Source organism: Nostoc spongiaeforme FACHB-130 (genome assembly GCF_014698475.1).
In the GTDB taxonomy this organism is placed as follows: Bacteria; Cyanobacteriota; Cyanobacteriia; order Cyanobacteriales; family Nostocaceae; genus Nostoc_B; species Nostoc_B spongiaeforme.
The window spans coordinates 1-24,027 of the sequence record NZ_JACJTB010000005.1 but is presented as its reverse complement, the minus strand read 5'-3'; the positions used below and the strand labels follow the sequence as shown (position 1 = coordinate 24,027).

The window sequence follows — 24,027 nt, the reverse complement described above, 5'->3', positions numbered from 1 at the left end:
ACAGCTATGACTTTTCTGTTTACCAATCAAGTCCCAATCTATCTAGACGCTAACGATAGACCCTATGAATTGGGTATGAAATTCCGCAGTGCTAGAGCAGGACAAATTAACGCCATTCGCTTCTGGAAAGCCACGAGTGAGACAGGAACTCATATTGGTAGGATTTGGTCAGCAACAGGAACACTCCTCGCCAGCGTTACTTTTACTAACGAAACTGCTTCTGGTTGGCAACAGCAGGCTCTAAGTACACCGCTTAATATTCAAGCCAATACAACCTATGTTGTGTCTGTCAACATCAACGCCTATTATGTCGGCACTTACGATCAACTAGCTACCTCCATAACCAATGGCGATCTCAGTTCAGTAGCTGATGGCAACAATGGTTTGTATAATGAAACTTCAGGAGCTTTTCCGACTAATTCTTTCCGTAATAGTAATTATTATCGCGACATCGACTTTGTTGTTGTTGCTGTTCCAACTATTACCAAAGTTAGCGGTGATAATCAGACTGGCGCACCTGGAAGTACCTTAGCCAACCCCTTAGTTGTTCAAGTCAAAGACAGTGCTGGTAATCCTCAATCCGGTACCACTGTCAACTTTACTGTTACTAGTGGTGGGGGATCGGTCTCACCTACCAGTGCAGTCACCGACTCCAATGGGTTCGTTAGTACTAGCTTAACCCTAGGATCTGTGGTTGGAGCGGCGAATCCCGTGACAAATACTGTCAGCTGTACAGCAATAGGAATTGGTAGCGTCACCTTCTCTGCAACTGCCAACCCCTCCGGAAATACCCAAACTGTCTTGACAACTCAGGTACCGAACCTTCAAAACGTCACAGATGGTAATTCCTATGAAGGAGGTATGAAATTCCGCAGTGCGAAAGCAGGCCAAATTAAGGCTATTCGCTTTTGGAAAGCCCCCAGTGAGACAGGAACTCACATTGGCAAAATCTGGTCGGCAACGGGTACACTCCTCACCAGTGTTACTTTTACTAACGAAACGGCTTCTGGCTGGCAACAGCAAGCTCTAAGTACACCACTTAGTATTCAAGCTAATACAACTTATGTTGTGTCTGTTAACGTCAATACCCATTTTGTTCTCACATCTGATGAACTGGCTAGCCCTATAGTTAATGGCGAGCTCAGTTCAGTAGCAGACGGCAACAATGGAGTTTATAGTCTGAGTCCACACTCTTTTCCCACGAGTTCTTCCAACAGGAGTAATTATTACCGCGATGTTGTTTATGCCGTTGGCAGTACTTTAGAGAAAGTTAGTGGAGACAATCAGAATGGTACAGCAGGCGCACAACTGCCCGACCCATTAGTTGTCATTGTCAAGAACGATCAAAACAATCCGGAGTCAGGGAAGACGGTAAACTTTAGTGTTACTGGCGGTGGGGGGTCGGTTTCACCAGCTACTGTGGTAACTGATGCTAATGGTCTAGCAAGTACGGTGGTTACTCTGGGAACTGCACCTAGCGGCACTGGAGGAGTGGTAGTAACAGCGACAGCAGATGGTATTGGCAGTGTAACATTCCTGGCTTCAGCAATTCCAGCCAATCCGAATGCTATCTATTCGGAAAATCAAAATCCTGGTACCACTAATTGGAAGCTTGTCAACCGGGGTAATGGTGAGATCGCAGGCTACGCCTCAGCAACCAGTGTGAATGTAGGTGGAACACTCGACATTAAAGTTTCTCTGGCACAAGAGGGAAATTTCATGATCGACGTGTACCGCTTGGGTTACTACGGTGGTAAGGGAGGAAGGTTGATCACTAGCAGTGGTTGGCTCACTGGCACGACCCAACCTGCATGTACGAAAGACCCGACTACCAACTTAGTAGAGTGTAACTGGACAACTTCCTACGTTTTGCAAGTAGGCAGTAACTGGATTAGTGGTATTTATATAGCCAAATTGACTGATCAGAGGACTAGCAAAGAAGCTCATGTGTGGTTTGTCGTGCGTAATGATGGCATACGTAATGATGGCACTACTGCTGATGTTCTATTCCAAAGTGCTGTTTCCACGGTTTTAGCTTATAGTCCTACAGGCGGAGCTAGCTTATACCCATTCAACAGCATGGACGGACAGAGAGCATTGAAGGTTTCCTTCGATCGACCATACTGGCAATCATACAGCCAAAGTTCCCAAGAGTTCGATACCCCGCTAAGAGTGGAATACAACATGGTGCGTTGGTTGGAATCTCAAGCCTACGATGTGACCTATGTTACAAACATGGACACTCACACTAACCAGCAACTGTTACTTAATCACAAAGTATTTCTGTCTGTGGGTCATGATGAATACTGGTCGTCACAAATGCGCGATCACGTTGAGGCAGCCCGTGATGCTGGTGTCAATTTAGCATTTTTCTCTGCCAATACTTGCTATTGGCGAGTACGATTTGAAAACTCTACTCTTGCTGCTGGGCAAGTAAGTCCTAATCGCATCATGGCTTGCTATAAAGGAGATTGGTCACTCGATCCGGTTGTCCAGCAACAGGGAGCATCAGCAGCTACTAATAAATATCGTAGTTTTCAAAACCAACGTCCGGAAAATTCTTTGTTAGGTGTTATGTACATTGGCTACACCACCATTGGCTACACCACAAATGGCGCTGGAAATTTTATCAACTACGGTGGTTTCAACTTTGTGGTAGGTGCTAATAGTTCAGATCCTTATTACGCATACACTAATCTCCAACCAGGAGATAGCCTGCCTTTATTAGTAGGATCTGAATGGGATGCGGTCGTTAATAATCAGTCAACTCCCCCTGGTATTGTTGTTTTGTCCCAGTCACCAGTAACTACCGAGGGTTCACCAAATGAATATGAACCACCTGGAGAACCTGGCTTGCCTGCTGGTACTAACTACAATTTCGCTAATGCTGCTCGTTACACAGCTAGTAGTGGTGCTAAAGTGTTTGCCACTGGCTCTATTCAGTGGGCATGGGGATTAGATAGCGATGGTGTCAGCCCATATCGGGAAGATCGTCGTGCTAGGCAAATAGCCGTAAATGTTTTAGCAGATATGGGAGCTAGACCCCAAGCTCCAAAAGCAGACATCACAGTACCTTAATACCTTCCTTCCACAGAGTACAGATCCATGTCACCTTTAAAACGCCGACAATTTGGTCAACTGGCTGCTGCTAGTTTGACAACTACTATTCTTGCCGATCTTTCTAGTAAGGCGATCGCTCAAAATAACAGTAAAAGTCAGGAGATTCTTTGTGGAGTCAGCCTTCCTAGTGTATCAAATGCTCTAAATCGTGAAGACCAAACTCCCTCAGTGGATCTAAACCTGACTGAGATGGGAACTGGAAGACTAGTTTCTAAAAAAAATATACAAGCTCAGTTTGTAGATAATCCCTTGTCTGTACGGAAAAAATATCGGGCTTTCTTTACTGGTGACTCTAACCGGATTACGAAATTGGCAGCACTTGGAGATGGGAATGTAGTCATCTCTACAGTTTCCCATACGAGGGATGGAGATTTTAACCATCTCATTTATACTGTTGGTAGTGTTAAGAACCCTCAATTCAAAGCCAAAAAAATCCTAGATTTAGAAACACCAAATCAGACTATTGAAAGCTTGTTACGTCTGCCGAAAAATCAACTTTTGTGCATAGTAGGGATTGAGGGTATTCCGCCTTTTACTTTTAAAATAATCGATTTTAGAACTGGTAAAATTCTGTCTAGCAACGATCTAGACCTACCTCCACTGCCTGCTGGTCATCGATTTGCCAATCTATGTCAAGATAATCAAGGAAATATTTTTGCAACGGAAATCGGCTCCGAAGGTTTTCCGATTTTAATCTCAATGAACTTGCAGGAGAAAGCTATAATGACCGGCAAGGTAAAAATTAAGAGAATAGCTCCATTAACCTTTGAAGGTATTCCTCTCTCTAACGATGTTAAAGACTTAAATTTTTCTACTTCTGGGCAATTGTATGCTCTTGTTGCTGACAAAAGTGGCAAAAATGCTTTATGTACAGTGGATATAAAAAGTGGCATTCTGAAAAGATTCAGGGAGTTTGCCGCAGAGAAGTTTGTGTTCTCGCTTTAAGCCTTTAGGCGCTCGGAGTGTCAACAATAGAGAGTATGATACAAACTATGCCTAACGATACATTCAGCCTTTGGCGAGAAGAAGGCTGTCGCCAAATTCCTCAGAACTTTAATGTTTTTTGCCAACTTGTAGCACAAGCAAAAGATTGTACCCAAAAAGGTAAGTATGAAGCTGGAGCTGTATATGGAGAAATGGCAGCTTGTTATGCTGCTTGGAAACATTGCGGCCTTTTTGTCAGCCAAGAGTTAGAACAAATCTTGCTTGATATTGGTAAAAAAGTTATACCATCACAATGTCACCAAAGAAAGAACACATCATTGCCTGAAGAAATCAAAAACATACTCCATGTTGCAACCTCTGTACAATCAATTGGTGGACATTCTCAGATGATTGGGCGCTGGATTCAGCAAGACAGCGATCGCAACCATTCTTTAGCCTTAACCAGACAGCCACAGAAACAGCTCCCGAAATTTATTACAGATGCAGTCATCAATAGTGGAGGCAAGATATACAAGCTTAACCAGACAAGAGGCAGCATTATTTCATGGGCAAAAAAATTATGGGAAGTTGCAGCAGCAGCAGATTTAGTTGTGCTGCATATACATAACTATGATGTAATTCCGATGATTGCTTTTGCTAATCAACAACAGTCTCCACCAATTATTTTCTTAGATCATGCCGACCATGCATTTTGGTTGGGAGCTGGTATTAGCGATGTTGTAGCTAATCTACGTGAGTCTGGTATGCAAGTATCACAGCAGCGTAGGGGTATTGATCCTCAACGAAATGTACTCTTACCTACAATTTTGGCACCTAATTACAGACAGCTTTCACAAGCAGAGGCAAAAAAACAACTAGGGATAGCTGAAGATCATATAGTATTACTCTCTGTAGCCAGATCACTTAAATATAAAACAATTAATGGCATAAGTTATGCTGATGCTCATGTTGAATTGCTGAAAAAGCATGAAAAATCAATATTAATAGTGGTTGGGGCTGGAAATAGAGAGGATTGGGGAACAGCGATCGACCAAACACAAGGAAGAATTATTGTATACCCAGAGCGGGAAGATACTGCTGTCTTTTACCAGGCTGCCGATATTTATGTTGACTCATTTCCTTTAGTTTCAACTACATCTCTGCTAGAAGCTGGAAGCTATGGTATCCCTTTAGTGAGTCGCTATCCATATTCTGATGCTGCGACTATATTTGGTGCTAAAATGCCAGGATTGACTGGTAATTTAATACTGGCGGGCAATTTAGAAGAGTACACAGCAATTCTCTCCCGCCTAATTGAAGATCAAACATTGAGGTTATCATTAGGGCAACTAACCAGCCAAAAAATTGCACAAACACATTTAGGCAACAATTGGCAGCGTTTTCTGGAAAATCTATACTTGCGTGCTGCTACTTTGCCTAAGATAACTGCGCCTTTCAAGCCAATTGATCAAATGTTTCTGGGTGAGCCAGATATTTTGATACCCAGCATTCAAGGGAACAACAATTTTGATCTTGACTATTTAATCCAGTCTTATATGACAATTATGCCACTGGAACAACGCTTATACCACTGGTTAAAATTGGTCAAAAAGCATGGTTTTCATAATCAATTGGGATTGTTTGGTCAATTTAGGCTATTACTACCTGAATGGTTTTACGTCCTGTATCGAAGTTTGCGCCTAAAAACTTGATAGTGATAACTATCAATAATTACTACAACAATATATAAAGTATTTTATTCATCTGATTAATAGCATCTTATGAATTGTCAATAGGTAAAAAACTATGAAAGTTACATTTTGTACTTATGATGATCCTAATTTTACAGGAGGACCTAATTCATGGTTACGTCAGCTATTGCCAATTCTGCAAAAACACAATGTTGAAATAAATGTTTTATTTTTTACTTATCCAGAAAAATTAGATAATTGCCCTTGTTATCAAGACCTATATCAACAAGGAATTAAATGCTTCGTATACAAATGGATTTCTTCCACCGAACAGAAAATCAGATGGATTTTACAAAACCTATTTGAGCATCCCACAGATATATTTGTTCCTAATATTATTATTCCAGCATACTTAGCTAGTCGTTGGATTAAAGAGGCTGGAATTTCAACAATTGGGGTATTGCACGCAGATGATGAAATATATCGCGGAATTATCAGACAATTTGTTTATGGAAGACCTGAATTTCAACTCTCAGCTCTAGTATCAGTATCTGAATTTTTACTAGCATCTGCACAGCAAACAGCAAAATTAACTACATCGACATTTACCTCTACACAATTTCAAAAGATTCCTTGTGGAACACCTATATCTAGTAACATTGCCTCTTTATCCACAGATAACCTCAAATTAATTTATTTTGGAAGATTGGAAGAAACTCAAAAGAGGATATCTGAAGTTACTTTTGCTTTGTGTAGAGCAGTAAAAGAAATTCCTGGTACTGAAGCTACTATTTATGGTTCAGGTGCAGCTAAACCAAATGTAGAGAAAATATTGGCAGAATATGGAAAAAATGTGCCAATTAAACTGGGTGGACTAATTGATAACTCACAAATTATAAAAGTTATATCTCAACATCATGTGATGGTATTACTTTCTGACTATGAAGGGCTGCCATTAGCTCTACTGGAAGCTATGTCTTGTGGTTTAGTGCCAATTTGCCTAGATATTCGGAGTGGAATACCAGAGTTAGTTGAACATGAAATAACAGGCCTAATGGTTAGTGATAGAGGTGATGATTTTATTAAAGCCGTACGGCAGTTAAAGTCACAACCTGAATTATGGAAAAATTTATCATTAGCTGCCCGACAAAAAATAGAAACAGCTTATTCCACTGAATTATGTGCTTTGCAATGGATAGATTTATTCACACAATTATATGAGCAGAAAAAAGCAAATCAGAAAATCTTGTCCATACCGAAAAGACTAGATTTACCACCTGTTGATTCTGGACATAGCTATTTTGATTGCCGACAGACAGAATTTATGTGGAAACGAATGATAGAAAAAAATCCTATTTCTTTGCTGCTTAATCGTAAATTAGGTATCAGAACAAGTCTAAAAAATTTAGTTAGAGCAAAGACATAGTTATTCTTGAGTTTAGAATTATTGGAAGTTTGATTTTTATGATTAAAGAAAATTCAATAACAACAGATGAATCATTAATTAGTGTAGTCTGTACTATAGATTCTGAGTATGCACAACATTGCTGTGTTATGCTGACATCATTGTTTGCTAATAATCCAGACCAGCATTTCAATATTTATGTAATTACAGATGAATTAAGTTCTTTTAAAATTGAAAAACTTAAACAATTTTTAAGCAATAGTGGGCATAATTTTTCTCTACTACCTATAAATAAAAATCATTTGAAAGATGCTCCAGTCAGCCATCATGTATCTATTGCTGCTTATTTTAGGCTATTAGTAGCTGAGGTGTTACCTGAAATTTTAACAAAAGTATTATATATAGACTCAGATATAGTCTTCCGTCACTCAATTGCTGAGTTATGGAAATTAGATATTAAAGAATTGAGTCATGCTGCCGCAATCGCCATAGGTATGGATGACTATCCAGAAAAAATAGACTTGCCTAAGGATTCATTATACTTTAACTCTGGATTAATGTTAATTAATCTGGACTATTGGCGTAAATATAAAATTTTTGAACGAGGTTGCGAACTAATTCAAAAAAATCCTGAGAAACTGCAATGGTGGGATCAAGATGTCCTCAATATACTTCTTTGTCATACCTGGTTGCCGCTAAATTTGCAATGGAACTCACAAGTTTTTATGGATGGACAAGAAGTACAAATATCTTCTGAATACAAAGATAGGTATGAAAGATTTAATTATCGAACAGCTAAACTTGACCCAACAACTGTTCACTTTATAGGAGGTGGTAGTGCTAAACCTTGGCATTATGCTTGTAAACATCCATTCAAGTATGAATATGAAAAATATCTTCAACATACACCTTGGAAAGGTACAGTGCCTATTGGGCAACCCAGCTTAATTTCCCAAATTAGATATCGTCTCGGTGTAGGTAGTAAACTGCGTCATCTATTTCAATTTTTAACTAACAAGCCCATTTAAATGTTACTTTTGTTTAACCGCCTCCTGACACAACAGAAAAAACTGATAAACATTTGGCAGCAACTTCATCTAAAATTAAGTGGTGTAGAATTAGATTCCTCTTGCACTATTAGTCAGCAAATCTCGGTTTGTCTGGGATTTGCCAATGGCTCTTTTGGCAAAATTTCCCTATCATCAAATGTAAAGTTGGAACAAGGAGTAGTTCTCCACGCTTGGGGAGGAAGTATCACTATTAAAGATAATGTTTTTATTGGGCCTTATGCCGTAATTTATGGTCATGGGGGTGTAACTATTGGACAAGATTCCCTAATTGCTATGCACTGCCGTATTCTTTCCTCCAATCATACTGTTCCTAACGAATGCGATCACATTCGTTGGCAACCAGATATTCTCATGCCAACAACCATAGGTAAAGATGTTTGGTTAGGTGCGGGAGTTACTGTTTTAGGCGGAGTCACAATTGGCGATGGTTGTGTTGTTGGTGCTGGCGCTGTTGTGACTAAAGATTTACCTCCTTATTCCATTGCTGTAGGTGTTCCAGCAAAAGTTATCAAAACACGTATATGAATCCTCTAATTTCAGTTATTATTCCTACACATAATCCTCATTTAACTCGACTGCAAAGAACTTTAGATGGATTGCGATCGCAGTCTTTATCTTATAGTGATTGGCAGTTACTAATTATTGATAATGCTTCTAGCAATCCCGATGTATTTGCCAATTTAGACCTCTCTTGGCATCCTCATACTCAAATTATTCGTGAGGAGCGTCTAGGATTAACCAGAGCAAGAATTGCTGGTATTCAAGCCAGCCAAGGAAAATATATAATTTTTGTTGATGATGATAATGTCCTCTGTCCTAATTATCTTCAAGACACTATCAACATTTTTCATACCTATCCCAATTTAGGCGCAATTGGTGGAAAATCTCTGCCAGAATTTGAAGCAGATCCCGAACCTTGGGTAAAACAATTTTGGGGTTGTCTTGCATTGCGAGATTTAGGGGATGAGATGCAAATTTATGCGTACGACCAAGACCCCAATAACGAGAAACAACACCCTGAATTTGCACCCATTGGTGCAGGGATGGCCTTGCAACAAAAAGCTGCACAATTTTATGTCAACAGTATCTTAAACGATAATCTGAGATTAGGTTTAGACCGTACTGGTAAGAGTTTACAATCTGGCGGTGATTGCGACATTAATCTAACTTTGCTTGATGCTGGTTGGGCTGTTGGTTATTTTCCCCAACTACAACTTACCCATCTAATTTCGATTAATCGCTTAACAAAAGATTATCTGGCTCGACTCAATTATTCTTCTTCCCGTTCCTGGGTACAAGTGTTAGACGCTCACAATATTCGCCCTTGGAAAAAAATTGCTAGTTGGAGTGTTCATTTGAGGAAAGCTAAGGCTTTCGTTAGCTGTCAGCCTTGGAAAAGTCCTGCTAATTATGTGCAGTGGCAAGGTGCTTGTGGGCTGTTTGAAGGTTTAGGGATGTTAAAATGAGCAACTGTAAATACTTATGAATACACTTCAGACTCGTCAAATATCTAAAAAAGTGAACCTAGGAAAGATTTCAATACTCATTACTCGGAAATCAGTTTTTGTTTCTTAGCTCAAATAAACGACTAGTAAAACTTCTAGAAAATTCTTTGTCTACTGAAGGTAGATCATAACTTAGTATTTTCATTTATCCACGACCTAAGCCTAAGTAAATTTTTACTTTAATTTCTTGTCTGAAGGAAATAATATCTATGGGATATCGTAGTGTTTCGCCTGCCAACAAATCCTTAGCTGTGGCAGTGACTAATTCTAAAAAATTAATATCTCATGTAGCTGCTCTGCGACCCCGACAATGGACAAAAAATTTGGTAGTGTTTGCAGCACCGTTGTTTGCCTTTAGTATTACCTTACAATCACTCATAGGTAGTCTATTAGCATTTATATTATTTTGTTGTGCATCAAGTGGTTTTTACTTAATTAATGACATCGCAGATGTTGAATCTGACCGTCAACATCCTATCAAATGTCACCGACCAATTGCCGCTGAATTAGTCAAAATCCCTGTTGCAATAGGGATGGCAGTGGCGTTGTTAGGCATCGCTCTGAGTATCGGATGGTTGAGATCGCCTCAGTTAGGTGCAACCATCACTGCATACACCTTGTTGCAAATCGCCTATAACCTGAGACTCAAACGGATGGTGATTTTGGACATTGGGGCGATCGCTACCGGATTTGTCCTGCGTGCCTTGGCCGGTGCTGCTGCAACCGACATTGTTTTATCAGCATGGTTTATACTCTGTACGGCAATGTTGGCACTGTTTTTGGGGGTAGAAAAGCGTAAAGCAGAATTGCGGTTGACACAAATCAAAGGTAACAAACCTCGTGCTGTACTCAAACGCTATTCCCTACCCTTGCTGAATCGTATGGAAAATGTCGTCAGCACTGGTACAGTTGTCACCTACGCTCTTTGGAGTGCTGGTCCCTACTTACATGGGGCATCCACCTCCTGGATGCTGGTCACCTTACCGTTTGTTTTGTATGGTATTTTTCGCTATCAACTTCTGAGTGATCCTCATGACATTGGCAATCACAGCGATAATTTGGAGCAAGGTGGACGCAGTGAGCGACCCGAAGAATTGTTATTGAAAGACTTACCGATTCTCGTCACTGTTATGGGTTGGATTCTTACTTGCTTTACAATTCTCTGGCTAAACAAGCAAGGAATAATCGCATAAATATTGCAGGATTTGTAGATGAGACATCCCACGACTATTTTGAGAAAACTGTTCAGCACTTTTGGCTCATGGCTGTGTTTGTCCATTAAAGAAAGCAAGCAACCAGGTTTCAAGAAGAAAAGCAATAGCTTACAACAATACGTCCATACACTGGCTCAGATCGAAATTGACCAAATTCAGACTTGTGGCATTAAAGGAATCATTCTTGATTTAGACAACACTATTATTTCAGAAGATGATCGCTTCCTATCTTCTTGGGCAGAAGATTGGATTGTACAAGCAAAGTTAGCCGGATTACAATTTTTTATCCTCTCAAATGGAAAACGTCGCTATCGAGTCAAATTTTGGTCTCATCGTCTCGATATTCCATCTCTCAGTCCTGCCAAAAAGCCATTTCCCCTTGCATTTCGTCATGCAATGGCTCACATGCGGCTACCTGCCAAACAAGTAGTCGTAATTGGTGATAGTTTGCATACTGACTTTATGGGAGCATGGCTGTGTGGGTGTCGCTTTATCCAAGTTGCTAGTTTGCCCCATCCGCCCAGATGGTGGGAAAAACTCGCAAGTAGATGGGTGCAAAGACCTTATCCAGATGAAGAAGAACTGTGGAACTTTGATCCTGATGTTGACTATGAAAGTTTTTTCTAATTGCTTATTCTCATAAAAGAATACTAAATTATTCAACTTACTAAAGTGAATAAATTTTTATCATGAGCAACCAGCTAGTTTTTAGTTTGCTGATTTTAATGACGGTAGGGTTAAATACATTGGCTCAAACTCTGTTGAAATTAGGAGCAGGTCAAAATCCTTTGAACATCTATTTACTTGGAGGTATTTTAAGCTATGGGTTGAGTACGATTTTTTATGTAGTTGTTTTAGGAAAATTAAATTTATCGGTTGCTTATCCACTAGTTATAGGATTGACAATTGTTGCTACTACGATTGTATGGTCAGTTTTTTTAAGGGAAAAAGTTTCAATGCCCCAATGGTTAGGAGTAGGTTTGATTTTGAGTGGTATTTGGGCGATTGCTTTAGCTAAAAGTAATTAATTTGGCGGTGAAATGAGCAACAATACTAAAAATTAGGCTCAGTAATTTTTTAGTCTTAGCTGTGATGTTTTGCATTTCAGAGCATGTTTTAAAAGTGGATGAATATTGTAATCAAGCTCACAAAGTCTAAGAGGAAGCAGCTAACTTAAACATCGCAGACGGTTATATTTCTTGCCATGATTCGTCTTCTAGTCAGACGAATCATAAAAATTTTAACAAATTTAGACTTTTAAAACAGCTTTTTATGAAACTGTTGAGTTCAATACCTAACTTTAAATCAATTTTATCCCTTCTCTATCTCCAGATTCGACAAAATTGGATAGATGTTTTAACTGCCATTATACTTGCAATTTTAGGTGGTGTTGCATGTTACTTAGGCGCGCAGTTGATTGACCCTGTAATTACCAAAGTTATTAACGTTTGGTTTGGTGGCGATATGCAGCGAGTCTTCGACAACATGACTTCTCGTTTGAGCAATCATTATCGTCTTAAGGTGCATCCACTATTTTCACTACTAGCATACCCTGGTGTCAAAGTATTAGAGAAAGCATTTAACTTTGAGCCTGTTACAGCCGTCAGGATAGTTATTGCTGTAGTCGCTGCTCTTTGGCTGAGTAGTCTGTTTATCACACTGAGATTGCTTGGATGCCGCCGATTTGACGCAACCCTATTTAGTATTCTAGGAGCAATCAGTGCAGCAGCTATATTTTGGTTTACTGTTCCAGAAACCTATTCTTTTGGTTCGTTAAGCATCTTACTGGCACTTGGCTTTGCTGTCCTTGCAGAAAATTACCTGTTTTCTTCGTTGTGGTATGTGATAGTTAGTGCTTTAACGCTTAGTATTACTATAACTAATTGGACTGTAGGAATTCTAGTAACAGCAGTTCATCATCGCTGGAAGCAATCCTTACAAATCACTATCAATGCCTTAGCTGTAGTCACACTATTGTGGGGAGTAGAAAAGTATATATTCCCTACCGCTATATTTTTTCTGGGTGATAAAGAGGAAAAGGAATATATAAAGGTATTGAAATCAGGGGATAATTATCTGACAGTAATCAAATCTTTTTTCTCAAATACGATAGTTATGCCAGCCATTAAGGTAGGTGAAAATATCAAACTACCAGAATGGCCATACATGTATTCCCAAGCTGCTAGTCCTGGTTCTGGCAGTATCTGGGGATCTATAGCAGTCGGATTATGGATGGCACTGTTAGCTTTGGGCATTTGGGGATACCTTTCTACTAAAAAGCATCCTAAATTCCGACTTGTTTTAGGGCTTTCACTTCTGGGACAGTTACTACTCCATTTAGTCTATGGAGTAGAAGAGACTTTTCTTTTTTCACTCCATTTTGCTCCTTTATTAATCATACTGGCGGCATTTAGCACTTTGACACGGGCACGTCTAGTAGCCTTGATTTTGGCAGGAATGCTCGTTGTTAGTGCAGGAATAAATAATGCTGGGCAATTTCATCAAGCGACCCAATACTTTTTAAATCACGGCACACCACGTAGCCAAGTTCAATCACAAATGCTGCATCGACCATCTGATCCTTGGTTAAGAAGCACACGTCACGTTTCATATTGAACTTTCATCTCTTAGAACACAAAAATAGCAAACCAATAATAGTTATCCGTAGCAATACTTCTCGGTTAAGAACCAAAGCAAGATAAAGTAATAATTGTTCTCCAAGAAGTGTGATGAGAAAAACTCTTGAAAACCAATCCAACTCAGAAGGGGGTAATAAACATCAACCACTCACTTTTTTTATTCTTAATAGGACTTACGCAAGAACTCTCTCAGACTCTCAGAACTTCGTTTCCTACCCTGCGGGAAGCCGCCATAGCGTCTATGCGCCCTTTACGGTTCGTTTTTTCATAATTTTTGATATTGAAAATTTAAGCTATGTTACCTGATTTATCTATTATTATACCTGCTTATAATCGTATAGAAATACTCAAATACACCCTGGAGAGTGTTCAGCGTGCAATTCAAGATTTCACTGTAGAAATCATCGTTGTCGATGATGGCTCACAAATACCTTTATCAGATTATTTGCAGAATTTTCTTAGCTTGCCTATTAATTTTATTCGTCAAAATAATCAAGGTTCAATCGTTGCTAGAAACCGTGGTTTTAGAGAAGCAAAAGGTAGATATGTATTATTTCTTGATTCAGATGACTTACTCCATCCAGATAAATTAGTAGTTCAAATTAAGCACATAGAAGAAACTCAGTCAGATGTTTGCTATACTGACGAAGCTGTAACCACACTTCAAGGAAATTATACTGATTTAGTATTTAAACCAAAGCGTGTTTTATCAACAGTTCAAGAATCAGCTAGATTTTATTTGCAAGTACAACCATTACCCAGTAACCCAATCTACAAAAAGAGTTATTTAGATAAATATTTGACAAAGCCTTTAGTATCTGCCAATCGTCTTTATGATTCAGTTGGGGATGTTTGGCTTTATTACAATCTAGCAGCTTACCCTGCTAAGATAACTAAACTTAATGGTTATTACTGTGTTTATGGAGAGCATGAAGGTGAAAGATATACAAATCATTGGGAAAACTTAGGTGTTGCTTCTTTAGCATTAATGTTGGCATTTTCAAAAAACTGTCCAGTTAATGAATCTACGTTAGAAGCACGTAGATTAGTAGGTGAATGTGCCTTAATCTCTTGGCGCAAATTACCCAAAAATTTTAATTTAGATTTTGAAAAAAAAATGTGGAGTATTTGGAAAGAATCCCCAAAAGGAGATTTACAAAACTTAGGTGGTAAAAACTTTCAAATTCTAGCCAAACTCTTAGGTGTGCGTAATGCCGCATTCATTTTGCGGTATTTACAAAGGCCTGATTATGCAAAAATTCAGACAATTAGCAGACAAGAATTGAGCAATAAAGTTTCTAGTATAGATAATATTTAAATAATTAGTTAAATGATATTTAATGTTACTTATAAGCAGCATATTCGCCAGTTAGCTAAAAAATGGCAACTGGGTGCTATCGCCTACAAATTATACTATGCTCCCAAGGGATTTTTAGAAAAAATCTCCCGTCAGGGAAGTATCAATATGACCATTGATTATTGGTCACGTCTCCAAATGGAAGCTGCTGCTGATAAACTGCCTACAGTTGCAGTCCAAACATCAGCACCATTTTTAGATATTTACTTTTTGAGTGGACGTAAGTTTTGGTATCAAACCTGTTTTTGTGTCTACTCAATGCAACAACATACAAATCTGATATTGCGTCCAATTATTTATGATGATGGTTCTTTAGAACAGCAATATCAAAACAAGATTAAGCGAATTTTTCCTCACGCTGAAATTATTCTGCTTTCGGAAGTTGAAGAACGCCTAGAGCAATATTTACCACAAAGTAAATTCCCCTATCTCAGAGAACGTCGTCTCAATTATCCTAACCTGAAGAAATTAACAGATATTCATATTGGCTCGCAAGGATGGAAACTGGTACTTGACTCTGATATGTTGTTTTTCCATCCGCCAGATTTATTAATAGAGTGGCTCAAATCGCCTCAGCAACCATGCCACATGGTAGATGTAGAGACATCCTATGGTTATTCTCATTCCTTGATGTCTTCCCTAGCCCAAGCAGAAATTCCAGAGCGGTTGAATGTAGGAATTTGCGGATTAAACAGTGAGGATATCAACTGGGAAAAGTTAGAGTATTGGTGTAAAACTATGATTGAGCAACAGGGGACTCACTATTATCAAGAACAGGCGTTGATAGCAATGTTAATGTCTAGCCAACCTTGTACTGTTGCTCCAGCTACAGATTACGTTGTTCTGCCAAATCAAGCAGAAGTCATTCAGCCCAAAGCGGTGCTACATCACTATGTATCAGAATCTAAATCATGGTATTTTCGCTATGGCTGGAAGCATATTCTATCTTCTACATAAACTGATTAAATTTAATTTATTCATGATTAATTATGAGTAAACAACCTCTAGTTTCAATCCTCATACCTGCTTTTAATGTAGAAGCATGGCTGGCAGAAACCATAGAATCTACTTTGTCTCAAACATGGCAAAACACAGAAATTATTATTGTAGATGATGGTTCAACAGATAATACTCTGGCAATAGCTAAGAGTTTTGCCTCTTCTAAAGTTAAAGTCATCAGTCAAGAAAATAGGGGACAAAGTGCATCTGAAAATCGTGCCTTCCAAGAAGCTCAAGGAGATTTTATTGAGTATTTAGATGCAGATGATTTGTTAGCACCTGACAAAATTGAGCAACAAATTCGGCTTTTGGATGATTGCAGTTCTGAATTTGTCGCGTCAGGAGAATGGGCGAGATTTTATACATCTCCTGATGAAGCTTTGTTTATTCCCCAACCTCTTTGGGTGGATATGTCACCAGTTGACTGGTTAGTTTGTGCTTGGGAAAATCATCTGATGATGCACGGAGCAGCTTGGCTAATTCCCCGCTCAATTGCTGAACGAGCAGGAAATTGGGACGAACGGTTATCGTTGATTAATGATTTTGACTACTTCAGCCGCATATTATTAAATAGCCAAGGAGTTAAGTTTTGTCAGGGTGCTAAAACCTACTATAGATCCGGTAACACTACTAGCCTAAGTGGTTCAAAATCTCGTCGAGCTTGGGACTCAGCTTTTTTAGCTTTGGAGCTTGGCACAAGTAACTTGTTAGCTCAAGAAGACAGCCCACGTACACGTCACGCTTGTGCAACGGTGTTTCAACGCTTCATTTATGAAGTTTATCCTGACGTACCTGATATCTTAAAAAAAGCAGAGGACAAAGTTAAACAATTCGGTGGTTCTGACTTGCAAGCATCAGGAGGGCCGATGTTTCAACTGTTATCCTCTTGTTTAGGCTGGCAAAAAGCCAAAAAAATGCAAAGATTTTTCTATCAATATGGATACGCAAAAGCTGCTTTGGGTTGGAAATTTTCCAAGTTATATGAAAGAAGCTTATACCTATTAAAAGAGACTAAAATGTAGTATTTGCGGCTAAAATAATAATTGATAAATGATTTATTTAGCCACGAAATTCCATTGGCAATTAAAAGTTTTTTATATTATTTAATTAAATAAATGCTAAATGCTGGACACAAAATCTTACCCATCAATTACTCTCTCCCATCCTGCGCCTACTCCTTTTGTGCAGCAAGTTGGTAGAGCATTGTTTGAAGAAGGAATGTTAGGTCAATTTACAACTACATTTGTTTATCGACCTGATGCTCAATGGTTAAATTATCTTCAACCACTCGCCAAGTTATTAAAGTTTGATTTAGATAAACAGTTATCACGGCGTTCCGTAACTGAATTTCCTTTATCCTTAGTCAAGGATTACCCTTTGCATGAAGTAATTCGTCTGTTAGTAGGACGCTTAGATAAAGATAAAAGACTGACAGATGTTGTATTTCATTGGGGTAACAAAGGTTTTGACAATTGGGTGGCGCGTTCGGCGCTAGTAGGAGCTAAAGCTGTGTATAGTTACGAAACAGCTTGTGTGAAAACCTTTCAAGCGGCGAAAAAGCATAATATGGCTTGTATTTATGATGTGCCTGCGCCAGAGCATGATTATGTGACAAATTTGCTAAATGAAGAGATTAAAGATTTTCCAGAATTGAATACTCCCTACTGGAAATATGTTTTGGCTCTGCAAGAACAGCGTACTCAGTGGCGTAGGCAAGAATGGCAGTTAGCTGATGTTGTGATTGCCAATTCAGAATTTACCAAAGCTTCCTATGCTGCTGCTGGTTTAGATGTAGAAAAAGTTAGAGTTGTACCTTATGGTGCGCCGCCAATTACAAGTGAAGTTTCCTTGGGTAGTTCGCAAACAGAACCTCTGCGCTTTCTTTGGGCAGGCACATTTGGCGTTCGCAAAGGGGCGCATTATTTACTGAAAGCTTGGCAAAAACTTCAGCCCAATCCTATCGCTCATCTGGATGTTTATGGTGCTTTAGAATTACCTAGTGCTTTGGTGAATGATTTACCAAAGGAAATTAAAATTTCTGGCACTGTTCCCCATCGTGAACTGTACGAACTCTATCGTCAAGCTGATGTGCTGGTTTTCCCGACCTTGTGCGATGGCTTCGGTATGGTGGTGACGGAAGCATTTGCTCAAGGATTACCCGTGATTACTACGAACCGGGCTGGTGCGGCTGACTTGGTAAAACATGGAGTTAACGGATTGATTATTCCCGCCGGCGATGTTGACGCTTTAGCCGAAGCCCTGGAATGGTGTTTGACCCATAGACAAGAACTCAAAGCTATGCGACAAGCGGCACTAGAAACTGCGGCTAATTGGCAGTGGTCTGATTATCGTCGCACTTTGATTGAAAAGTTGTTAGATGGATTAAAAGCGGCTGGCTACAATCTATGAAACAGCAACGGATATGTCTAGTTAGCCCTGGTCACGTTGCTTCTAACCCGCGATTGGTGAAAGAAGCTAATGCTTTACATGAAGCAGGTTTTCAAGTCAGGGTGGTTGCTGGTGATTACATGGCGGCCATCCGCCCTTTAGATCAAACTATCTTATCAGAGGCTCCTTGGGCTTGGGTGCAGGTGGGGTTAGGCTCAAAACCGAGTTATTTAGCGCGTCGGCTTTGGCAAGATGTGGCTCGACGTATTGCCAAAACTGGTTGGATTCCTGACATATCAATGGCAATTTGGGCGCATAGTTTAGTCAGTTTTCAGCTGGCCAAGGCGGCGGTGGTGGAACCTGCTGACCTCTACATTGCTCATAATTTAGCTGCACTCCCTGCCGCCGCTATAGCTGCCGAGCGTCACCGTGCTAAGTTAGGTTTTGATGCTGAGGATTTCCATACTGGTGAGTTACCTGATACACCAGAGTATCAGGGAGAAATTGCCGTGCGCGATCGCATCGAACGCACCTTTTTACCTCGTTGTCAACATTTAACTGCTGCTTCACCAGGAATTGCCGCCGCCTATGCCAAACGCTACAGCGTTCATATGGAACCAATTCTCAATGTCTGTCCCCTCTCAGAAGCACCCACATCACCCAATCAGCCCCAAGCCTCAGAACCCTCACTCTACTGGTTTTCCCAAACTATTGGCCCTGGTAGAGGAATTGAATCAATTGTCCAGGCAATGGGGCAAATGCAGACTCCTGTACACCTGCATCTCCGTGGTCTTCTAGCGGCTGAATACTCAGAACAGCTGATGGCATTAGGGCAAAAAGTAGGTGTAGGCGATCGCCTCCACATCCTTCCCCCTGCACCCCCATCAGAAATGGTACGCCTAGCCGCCCCTCACGATATGGGACTGTGCCTAGAATTAACTCAACCTCTAAATCGCGCCATTTGTTTAACAAATAAAATTTTTACCTATCTTTTAGCAGGAATACCCCTACTGATCAGCAAAACGCCTGCCCAAGAAGAGATTTATCAACAATTAAAAGCAGCAGCTTTATTAGTAAATATTGAAGAACCAACAACAATCGCCATTGCTTTAGATGATTGGTTTTCTCACCCAGATAAATTTCAGCAAGCTCGTGTTAAAGCTTGGGAATTAGGCAGAAGATTTTATAATTGGGACGTAGAAAAACAAAAATTTTTACATTTAATTGATAGAGTTTTAGCATAATTATATTCATAAGTAATTAATAGATAAACAATTAAAATTATGAACTCTGATATTTTACTTAACTATTCAAAAGAATTTGAGCAAAAGATATCAAATCAACCAATAAAATCAAGATTACGTTTGGCTTCATTTTGGTTGCAGCGTGTCATCAACAATTGGCAAATTCAGCAGCTTAATAAGCATTTATCTGAAGATGATTATAATTCAATTGTCAGAGTCCCATCTTGCTTACAAGACCCACCTTATAAATATCAAGGCTATCAAGGCCCTTGGATAGAAGGCTTTTTTCATGAATACTGGGTCAAGAATAATATAAGTAGCCACATTACCTATCTGCCAATTTTATTTGACAGCTTTTTTTTTCATAGTCAAGTGCATAAATATACGCCTAGACAGTTTGAGTATATTTATGGCCAGTTGCTACAAATCACACAAAAATCTATCCATCCTGACAAAATATATTTTACTATTCTAGGAATGTATGATCACCCCATTTGGGATTGGCATCAATTTCCTAAAAATGTATTGGTATTCAGTGCGAATGGGAATGGTGATATTGCCATTCCTTTACTTAAAGGTAGTCCACAGTTCCAATGCCCACCTAAAGAAATATTAGTTTCTTTTATGGGTAGATTAGATGGAGCTAGTAATACAGGTAATTTGCGGCAACAAATGTATGATAATTTGAGAGATTTTGCCTATTTTGGGCAGGGTGCTAATTGGCGCAGCATCATGGAAAAATCTACATTTACACTTTGCCCACGCGGCTTGGGTAGAACTAGTTTTCGATTATATGAGGCTATTAGTGTTGGGTCAATTCCAATTTATATTTGGGATGATATGGAATGGTTGCCCTATCAAGATGTTTTGGATTGGTCGGAAATTGCTATTAGTGTGAATATTAAAGATTTAGATAAAATACCCCAATTGGTTTATGCCCATTCCCAAGAGGATATTTTCAGAAAACAGCAACTAATGGCAGAACTATACTCAAAATTTTTCACTTTAGAAGGAGTTTGTAAAAATATTTTACGGATGCTAGACAATTTCCACAATTTAGCAGATATCCAAGAAGTTACCAGCAAACGTAAGGTTTAAAAAATTGAAAATTAACAATTTGCTCTCAGAAGGAAGTGAGAGGATTTGAGAAGAGAAATTTTTCATTTTCTTATTGAAATGAGAAGTTCTAAGATTTGAATGAAACAATTGTCAATCATCAATTGATAAATAATTCGATAAATTTCAATTCCAATAGCTCGTTTTATTTTAAAGATTAGTTGCGAAACCTTTAGATGACTAGCGACATTAAACAACTATAGCCAAACTAAAGCTAATGAAAATCCTGCTAACAGCTGATCCAGAATTACCAGTTCCACCAAAATTATATGGAGGAATTGAACGTATAGTTGATTTACTTGTGACAGGATTACAAGCTCGTGGTCACACTGTTGGACTTGTTGCTCACGCTGATTCAACATCACCTGCAAATAAATCTTTTAGCTGGCCGGGAAAGCGATCGCAAAACAAAGTTGATGCAGTAAGAAATACAATCACCCTACGGTCAGCAGTACAGGAGTTTCAGCCAGATATTATCCATAGTTTTTCACGTATCCTCTACTTGTTACCTCTGTTACCTTCACGCCTACCCAAGATTATGTCTTATCAAAGAAATCCCAGTCTTCGCACCACTAGCTGGGGTGGTAAACTGGCTCAAGGTTCTCTGACTTTTACGGGTTGTAGTGATTATATTTGTAGCATTGGCAGGACGGCGGGAGGAGTTTGGCATCCCATTCACAACTGCGTGGAAATAGAAAAGTACACCTTCCAACCACAAGTAGCTCCCGATGCACCCTTGGTATTTCTCAGTAGAGTGGAGCGAATTAAAGGAGCGCATACAGCGATCGCGATCGCCAAAAAAACCGGACGCAAATTACTCATAGCTGGTAACTATAGTACAACTGGCGAAGCTGGTCAATATTGGGAGGAAGAAATTGTTCCTCATCTAGGGAAAGAGGGTATCGAGTATGTCGGTGCTGTCAATGATGTGCAGAAAAATGAACTTCTAGGAAAAGCTGCGGCAATGATTGTACCCATAGAATGGGAGGAACCATTCGGAATTGTTTTTGCCGAAGCTCTAGCTTGTGGCACTCCTGTAATATCTTGTCCCAGAGGAGCATTACCAGAAATTGTTAGACAAGGTATTGATGGTTACTTAATTAACAGTATTGATGAAGCAGTTGCGGCTGTTCATCAGTTGTCTAATATTGATCGTTATCAGTGTCGTCAAAGGGCTGAACAATGTTTTTCAGCCTCTGTAATTTTAGACCAGTATGAAAAACTTTATTCTAGTCTTGTATTTTAGTTAAAACTCGCTCAATTTATTTATGGCTGTTACCACCTTGAGCAACAAGGTAAAATCTATTCTCCTAGCGAATAGCCCATCCACACTAACGGACTCTTCCTACTTGAATGAAGTGTAATAGACCTCTTGCATAAATAAGTTATTGTTTTGCGTTCTTTTTTGCGCCTCTGCGTTAGCTTTATCGGCGTGATGTGTAAAACCCCCGTTATTTATGAAGCGTAAAGTCCTAATCGTCAGTCCCCATTTTCCGCCAATTAACGCCCCAGACCACCAACGGGTGCGAATGTCCTTACCCTACATAGAACAATTCGGCTGGGAAGCACATATTCTTACAGTACGTCCAGATTGTGTAGAAGGCGTACAAGAACCCAACCTAGTAAAAACAGTTCCCCCCCATATTCCCATTACCCATACAGGCGCATTACCAGTTCAGCAAACTCGACGTATTGGGATGGGTAGTTTGGGACTACGATGCTATCCTTACGTACTCCAAGCAGGCGATCGCCTACTGCGTGAACATAAATTTGATTTAGTCTACTTCTCCACAACTATATTTATCACAATGGCGCTGGGTCGGAGATGGTGCGATCGCTTCCAAGTCCCTTACGTCCTCGACTTTCAAGACCCTTGGCTGAGTGACTATTACAAACAAACACAAAATTTGCCACCAGGAGGACACTTCAAATATGGATTTTCTCAACTCCAAGCAAAACTATTAGAACCAAAGGCATTAAGTAAAGTAGCTCATGTAATTAGCGTTTCCCCAGCATATGCCAAAACCCTCCAACAACGCTATCCCCATTTACAACCACAACAGTTTACAGTCCTACCTTTTGGTGCGCCTGAACCAGATTTTGCCGCACTTGCTGCATTGAATATTAATCAAAAAATATTTAATCCCAATGACGGTAAGCGCCATTGGGTATATGTGGGTCGAGGCGGCGATGATATGGCTGTGGCTGTGCGGTCTTTATTTTTAGCTATTCAGTCACACCGTCGCCAGAACCCAGAAATTTGGCAGTCTGTGCAGTTGCACTTTGTTGGTACTAGCTATGCTCCTGGTAATCTAGCAGTGAAAACCATAGAACCAATAGCGCAAGAACTAGGAATTGCAGATTTAGTCAGCGAACATCCCCATCGCATTCCTTATTTTAAAGCACTACAAGTTCTTGTTGATAGCGACGCTATAGTCTTAATTGGCTCAGATGATCCCGACTATACAGCCTCAAAACTCTACCCCTGCATCTTAGCCGGTAAACCTATTTTGGCGATATTCCATCACCAGAGTTCTGTAGTTGATATCTTGCGTAATTGTCAAGCAGGTCAAGCTGTCACTTTTACTTCCCAACAACAGCCTGAAACTTTAGTATCCTCGGTAATTATACAACTAAATTGGTTACTATCTATTAATAAAGGATTTCAACCCCATACAGATTGGTCAGCTTTTCAGCCTTATACAGCTAAGGAAATGGCTCATAAGCAATGTGCCATCTTTGATCACTGTCTTGCTACTGCCCAATAAAACCATCAAAATTCATCAATATGAATCAATTTGCCAATTCAACTCCTCAACAATGGGCATATTTACCTTCTCTGCCAAAAAAAGGGCAGAAACAACTATTGAGGGTATTTTGGCTAGTTGCTTTAGGATTGGTTATATATGAACTTTTCATGGTAGAAAATACTCCCTCTTTAAGTAAGTTGGGAGCTGTTATCATCACGGCAGGAGCTTTGTGGCCTAGTTATCTGTGGTGTTCAGGTCGTGCTAAGGGAATGCCTATATTTCCATTTTTTGCTTTAACACACGTTTGGACTTACGGCTTACCTCTTGTTACTCAACATCCCACAGTTTTAACTTACTCTCCAGAAAATCATTTATTTGCTAGTTTAACCGTAGCTGGATATCTTATTCTGGGAACTTCAGTATGGTTTTCATCTGTCAAATCTCCTCCTCGCGCACCTAAATACTATCGACTTTTAACTAACAAAAAAGGTGATACCAATTCTCTATGAACCTGCATAGAATAAAGCTTGATGGAAAAGAGCTTCAAGGATGAAATCATAACTGGTCAAAGAGGATACTAATTCAGAAGATAATTGAGCTAATAT

At 39.6% G+C, this 24,027-nt stretch carries 20 protein-coding genes; all 20 read left to right on the top strand.

Annotated elements, in window-relative coordinates:
• Positions 1–6: 6 nt before the first annotated feature.
• The 20 genes from H6G74_RS06510 (at position 7) to H6G74_RS06415 (ending at position 23,931) form a co-directional block, all read left to right on the top strand.
• On the top strand, positions 7–3,078 hold the full coding sequence (locus H6G74_RS06510) for a N,N-dimethylformamidase beta subunit family domain-containing protein (protein WP_190966906.1): 3,072 nt from the start codon (positions 7–9) through the stop codon (positions 3,076–3,078).
• A gap of 27 nt (positions 3,079–3,105) precedes the next feature.
• Positions 3,106–4,065, top strand: coding sequence for a hypothetical protein (locus tag H6G74_RS06505; RefSeq protein WP_190966905.1), 960 nt, complete (start codon positions 3,106–3,108; stop codon positions 4,063–4,065).
• A 47-nt stretch (positions 4,066–4,112) separates the two neighbouring features.
• Entirely contained in the window at positions 4,113–5,756 is a 1,644-nt protein-coding gene (locus H6G74_RS06500; protein ID WP_242051167.1) for a glycosyltransferase, read from the top strand.
• A gap of 94 nt (positions 5,757–5,850) precedes the next feature.
• Positions 5,851–7,161 (top strand): glycosyltransferase family 4 protein, encoded by a 1,311-nt coding sequence (locus H6G74_RS06495; RefSeq protein ID WP_190966904.1) that lies wholly within the window; start codon positions 5,851–5,853, stop codon positions 7,159–7,161.
• A gap of 38 nt (positions 7,162–7,199) precedes the next feature.
• The gene (locus tag H6G74_RS06490) at positions 7,200–8,168 is read left to right on the top strand and encodes a glycosyltransferase family 8 protein (RefSeq protein ID WP_190966903.1); all 969 of its coding nucleotides are present in this window, start codon (positions 7,200–7,202) and stop codon (positions 8,166–8,168) included.
• The gene (locus tag H6G74_RS31470) at positions 8,169–8,735 is read left to right on the top strand and encodes an acyltransferase (protein WP_190966902.1); all 567 of its coding nucleotides are present in this window, start codon (positions 8,169–8,171) and stop codon (positions 8,733–8,735) included. It begins immediately after the preceding gene.
• On the top strand, positions 8,732–9,676 hold the full coding sequence (locus H6G74_RS06480; protein WP_190966901.1) for a glycosyltransferase: 945 nt from the start codon (positions 8,732–8,734) through the stop codon (positions 9,674–9,676). The genes H6G74_RS31470 and H6G74_RS06480 overlap by 4 nt, the downstream gene beginning before the upstream one ends.
• A 248-nt stretch (positions 9,677–9,924) precedes the next feature.
• Positions 9,925–10,908: a decaprenyl-phosphate phosphoribosyltransferase gene (locus tag H6G74_RS06475; protein ID WP_190966900.1), complete on the top strand. Its 984-nt coding sequence runs from the start codon at positions 9,925–9,927 to the stop codon at positions 10,906–10,908.
• An 18-nt stretch (positions 10,909–10,926) separates the two neighbouring features.
• The gene (locus H6G74_RS06470; protein WP_190966899.1) at positions 10,927–11,556 is read left to right on the top strand and encodes a YqeG family HAD IIIA-type phosphatase; all 630 of its coding nucleotides are present in this window, start codon (positions 10,927–10,929) and stop codon (positions 11,554–11,556) included.
• 62 nt (positions 11,557–11,618) lie between these two features.
• Positions 11,619–11,957 carry a DMT family transporter gene (locus tag H6G74_RS06465; RefSeq protein ID WP_190966898.1) on the top strand — a complete coding sequence of 113 codons (339 nt, stop codon included), beginning with the start codon at positions 11,619–11,621 and terminating at the stop codon, positions 11,955–11,957.
• A 244-nt stretch (positions 11,958–12,201) separates the two neighbouring features.
• Complete coding sequence (locus H6G74_RS06460; RefSeq protein ID WP_190966897.1) at positions 12,202–13,545, top strand: hypothetical protein; 1,344 nt, start codon at positions 12,202–12,204, stop codon at positions 13,543–13,545.
• A gap of 318 nt (positions 13,546–13,863) precedes the next feature.
• On the top strand, positions 13,864–14,886 hold the full coding sequence (locus H6G74_RS06455; RefSeq protein WP_190966896.1) for a glycosyltransferase family 2 protein: 1,023 nt from the start codon (positions 13,864–13,866) through the stop codon (positions 14,884–14,886).
• Positions 14,887–14,898: 12 nt separating this feature from the next.
• Positions 14,899–15,882, top strand: a complete 984-nt coding sequence (locus H6G74_RS06450) for a glycosyl transferase (protein WP_190966895.1) — start codon at positions 14,899–14,901, stop codon at positions 15,880–15,882.
• Between the two features lie 32 nt (positions 15,883–15,914).
• Positions 15,915–16,946 carry a glycosyltransferase family 2 protein gene (locus tag H6G74_RS06445; protein ID WP_190966894.1) on the top strand — a complete coding sequence of 344 codons (1,032 nt, stop codon included), beginning with the start codon at positions 15,915–15,917 and terminating at the stop codon, positions 16,944–16,946.
• Between the two features lie 100 nt (positions 16,947–17,046).
• Positions 17,047–18,333, top strand: a complete 1,287-nt coding sequence (locus H6G74_RS06440) for a glycosyltransferase family 4 protein (RefSeq protein WP_190966893.1) — start codon at positions 17,047–17,049, stop codon at positions 18,331–18,333.
• Positions 18,330–19,556 carry a hypothetical protein gene (locus H6G74_RS06435; protein ID WP_190966892.1) on the top strand — a complete coding sequence of 409 codons (1,227 nt, stop codon included), beginning with the start codon at positions 18,330–18,332 and terminating at the stop codon, positions 19,554–19,556. Before H6G74_RS06440 ends, H6G74_RS06435 begins: the two co-directional genes overlap by 4 nt.
• 39 nt (positions 19,557–19,595) lie before the next feature.
• Positions 19,596–20,654 carry an exostosin domain-containing protein gene (locus H6G74_RS06430; protein ID WP_190966891.1) on the top strand — a complete coding sequence of 353 codons (1,059 nt, stop codon included), beginning with the start codon at positions 19,596–19,598 and terminating at the stop codon, positions 20,652–20,654.
• Between the two features lie 235 nt (positions 20,655–20,889).
• Positions 20,890–21,918, top strand: coding sequence for a glycosyltransferase (locus tag H6G74_RS06425; RefSeq protein WP_190966890.1), 1,029 nt, complete (start codon positions 20,890–20,892; stop codon positions 21,916–21,918).
• A 211-nt stretch (positions 21,919–22,129) separates the two neighbouring features.
• Positions 22,130–23,440 (top strand): glycosyltransferase, encoded by a 1,311-nt coding sequence (locus H6G74_RS06420; protein ID WP_190966889.1) that lies wholly within the window; start codon positions 22,130–22,132, stop codon positions 23,438–23,440.
• A 20-nt stretch (positions 23,441–23,460) separates the two neighbouring features.
• The gene (locus tag H6G74_RS06415) at positions 23,461–23,931 is read left to right on the top strand and encodes a hypothetical protein (protein ID WP_190966888.1); all 471 of its coding nucleotides are present in this window, start codon (positions 23,461–23,463) and stop codon (positions 23,929–23,931) included.
• Positions 23,932–24,027 lie beyond the last annotated feature (96 nt).

What these genes read in the sequence shown, in the direction of transcription:
- H6G74_RS06510 (WP_190966906.1), top strand. Translation starts at nt 7, where the DNA reads ATGACTTTTCTGTTTACCAATCAAGTCCCAATCTATCTAGACGCTAAC.
- H6G74_RS06505 (WP_190966905.1), top strand. Translation starts at nt 3,106, where the DNA reads ATGTCACCTTTAAAACGCCGACAATTTGGTCAACTGGCTGCTGCTAGT.
- H6G74_RS06500 (WP_242051167.1), top strand. Translation starts at nt 4,113, where the DNA reads ATGCCTAACGATACATTCAGCCTTTGGCGAGAAGAAGGCTGTCGCCAA.
- H6G74_RS06495 (WP_190966904.1), top strand. Translation starts at nt 5,851, where the DNA reads ATGAAAGTTACATTTTGTACTTATGATGATCCTAATTTTACAGGAGGA.
- H6G74_RS06490 (WP_190966903.1), top strand. Translation starts at nt 7,200, where the DNA reads ATGATTAAAGAAAATTCAATAACAACAGATGAATCATTAATTAGTGTA.
- H6G74_RS31470 (WP_190966902.1), top strand. Translation starts at nt 8,169, where the DNA reads ATGTTACTTTTGTTTAACCGCCTCCTGACACAACAGAAAAAACTGATA.
- H6G74_RS06480 (WP_190966901.1), top strand. Translation starts at nt 8,732, where the DNA reads ATGAATCCTCTAATTTCAGTTATTATTCCTACACATAATCCTCATTTA.
- H6G74_RS06475 (WP_190966900.1), top strand. Translation starts at nt 9,925, where the DNA reads ATGGGATATCGTAGTGTTTCGCCTGCCAACAAATCCTTAGCTGTGGCA.
- H6G74_RS06470 (WP_190966899.1), top strand. Translation starts at nt 10,927, where the DNA reads ATGAGACATCCCACGACTATTTTGAGAAAACTGTTCAGCACTTTTGGC.
- H6G74_RS06465 (WP_190966898.1), top strand. Translation starts at nt 11,619, where the DNA reads ATGAGCAACCAGCTAGTTTTTAGTTTGCTGATTTTAATGACGGTAGGG.
- H6G74_RS06460 (WP_190966897.1), top strand. Translation starts at nt 12,202, where the DNA reads ATGAAACTGTTGAGTTCAATACCTAACTTTAAATCAATTTTATCCCTT.
- H6G74_RS06455 (WP_190966896.1), top strand. Translation starts at nt 13,864, where the DNA reads ATGTTACCTGATTTATCTATTATTATACCTGCTTATAATCGTATAGAA.
- H6G74_RS06450 (WP_190966895.1), top strand. Translation starts at nt 14,899, where the DNA reads ATGATATTTAATGTTACTTATAAGCAGCATATTCGCCAGTTAGCTAAA.
- H6G74_RS06445 (WP_190966894.1), top strand. Translation starts at nt 15,915, where the DNA reads ATGAGTAAACAACCTCTAGTTTCAATCCTCATACCTGCTTTTAATGTA.
- H6G74_RS06440 (WP_190966893.1), top strand. Translation starts at nt 17,047, where the DNA reads ATGCTGGACACAAAATCTTACCCATCAATTACTCTCTCCCATCCTGCG.
- H6G74_RS06435 (WP_190966892.1), top strand. Translation starts at nt 18,330, where the DNA reads ATGAAACAGCAACGGATATGTCTAGTTAGCCCTGGTCACGTTGCTTCT.
- H6G74_RS06430 (WP_190966891.1), top strand. Translation starts at nt 19,596, where the DNA reads ATGAACTCTGATATTTTACTTAACTATTCAAAAGAATTTGAGCAAAAG.
- H6G74_RS06425 (WP_190966890.1), top strand. Translation starts at nt 20,890, where the DNA reads ATGAAAATCCTGCTAACAGCTGATCCAGAATTACCAGTTCCACCAAAA.
- H6G74_RS06420 (WP_190966889.1), top strand. Translation starts at nt 22,130, where the DNA reads ATGAAGCGTAAAGTCCTAATCGTCAGTCCCCATTTTCCGCCAATTAAC.
- H6G74_RS06415 (WP_190966888.1), top strand. Translation starts at nt 23,461, where the DNA reads ATGAATCAATTTGCCAATTCAACTCCTCAACAATGGGCATATTTACCT.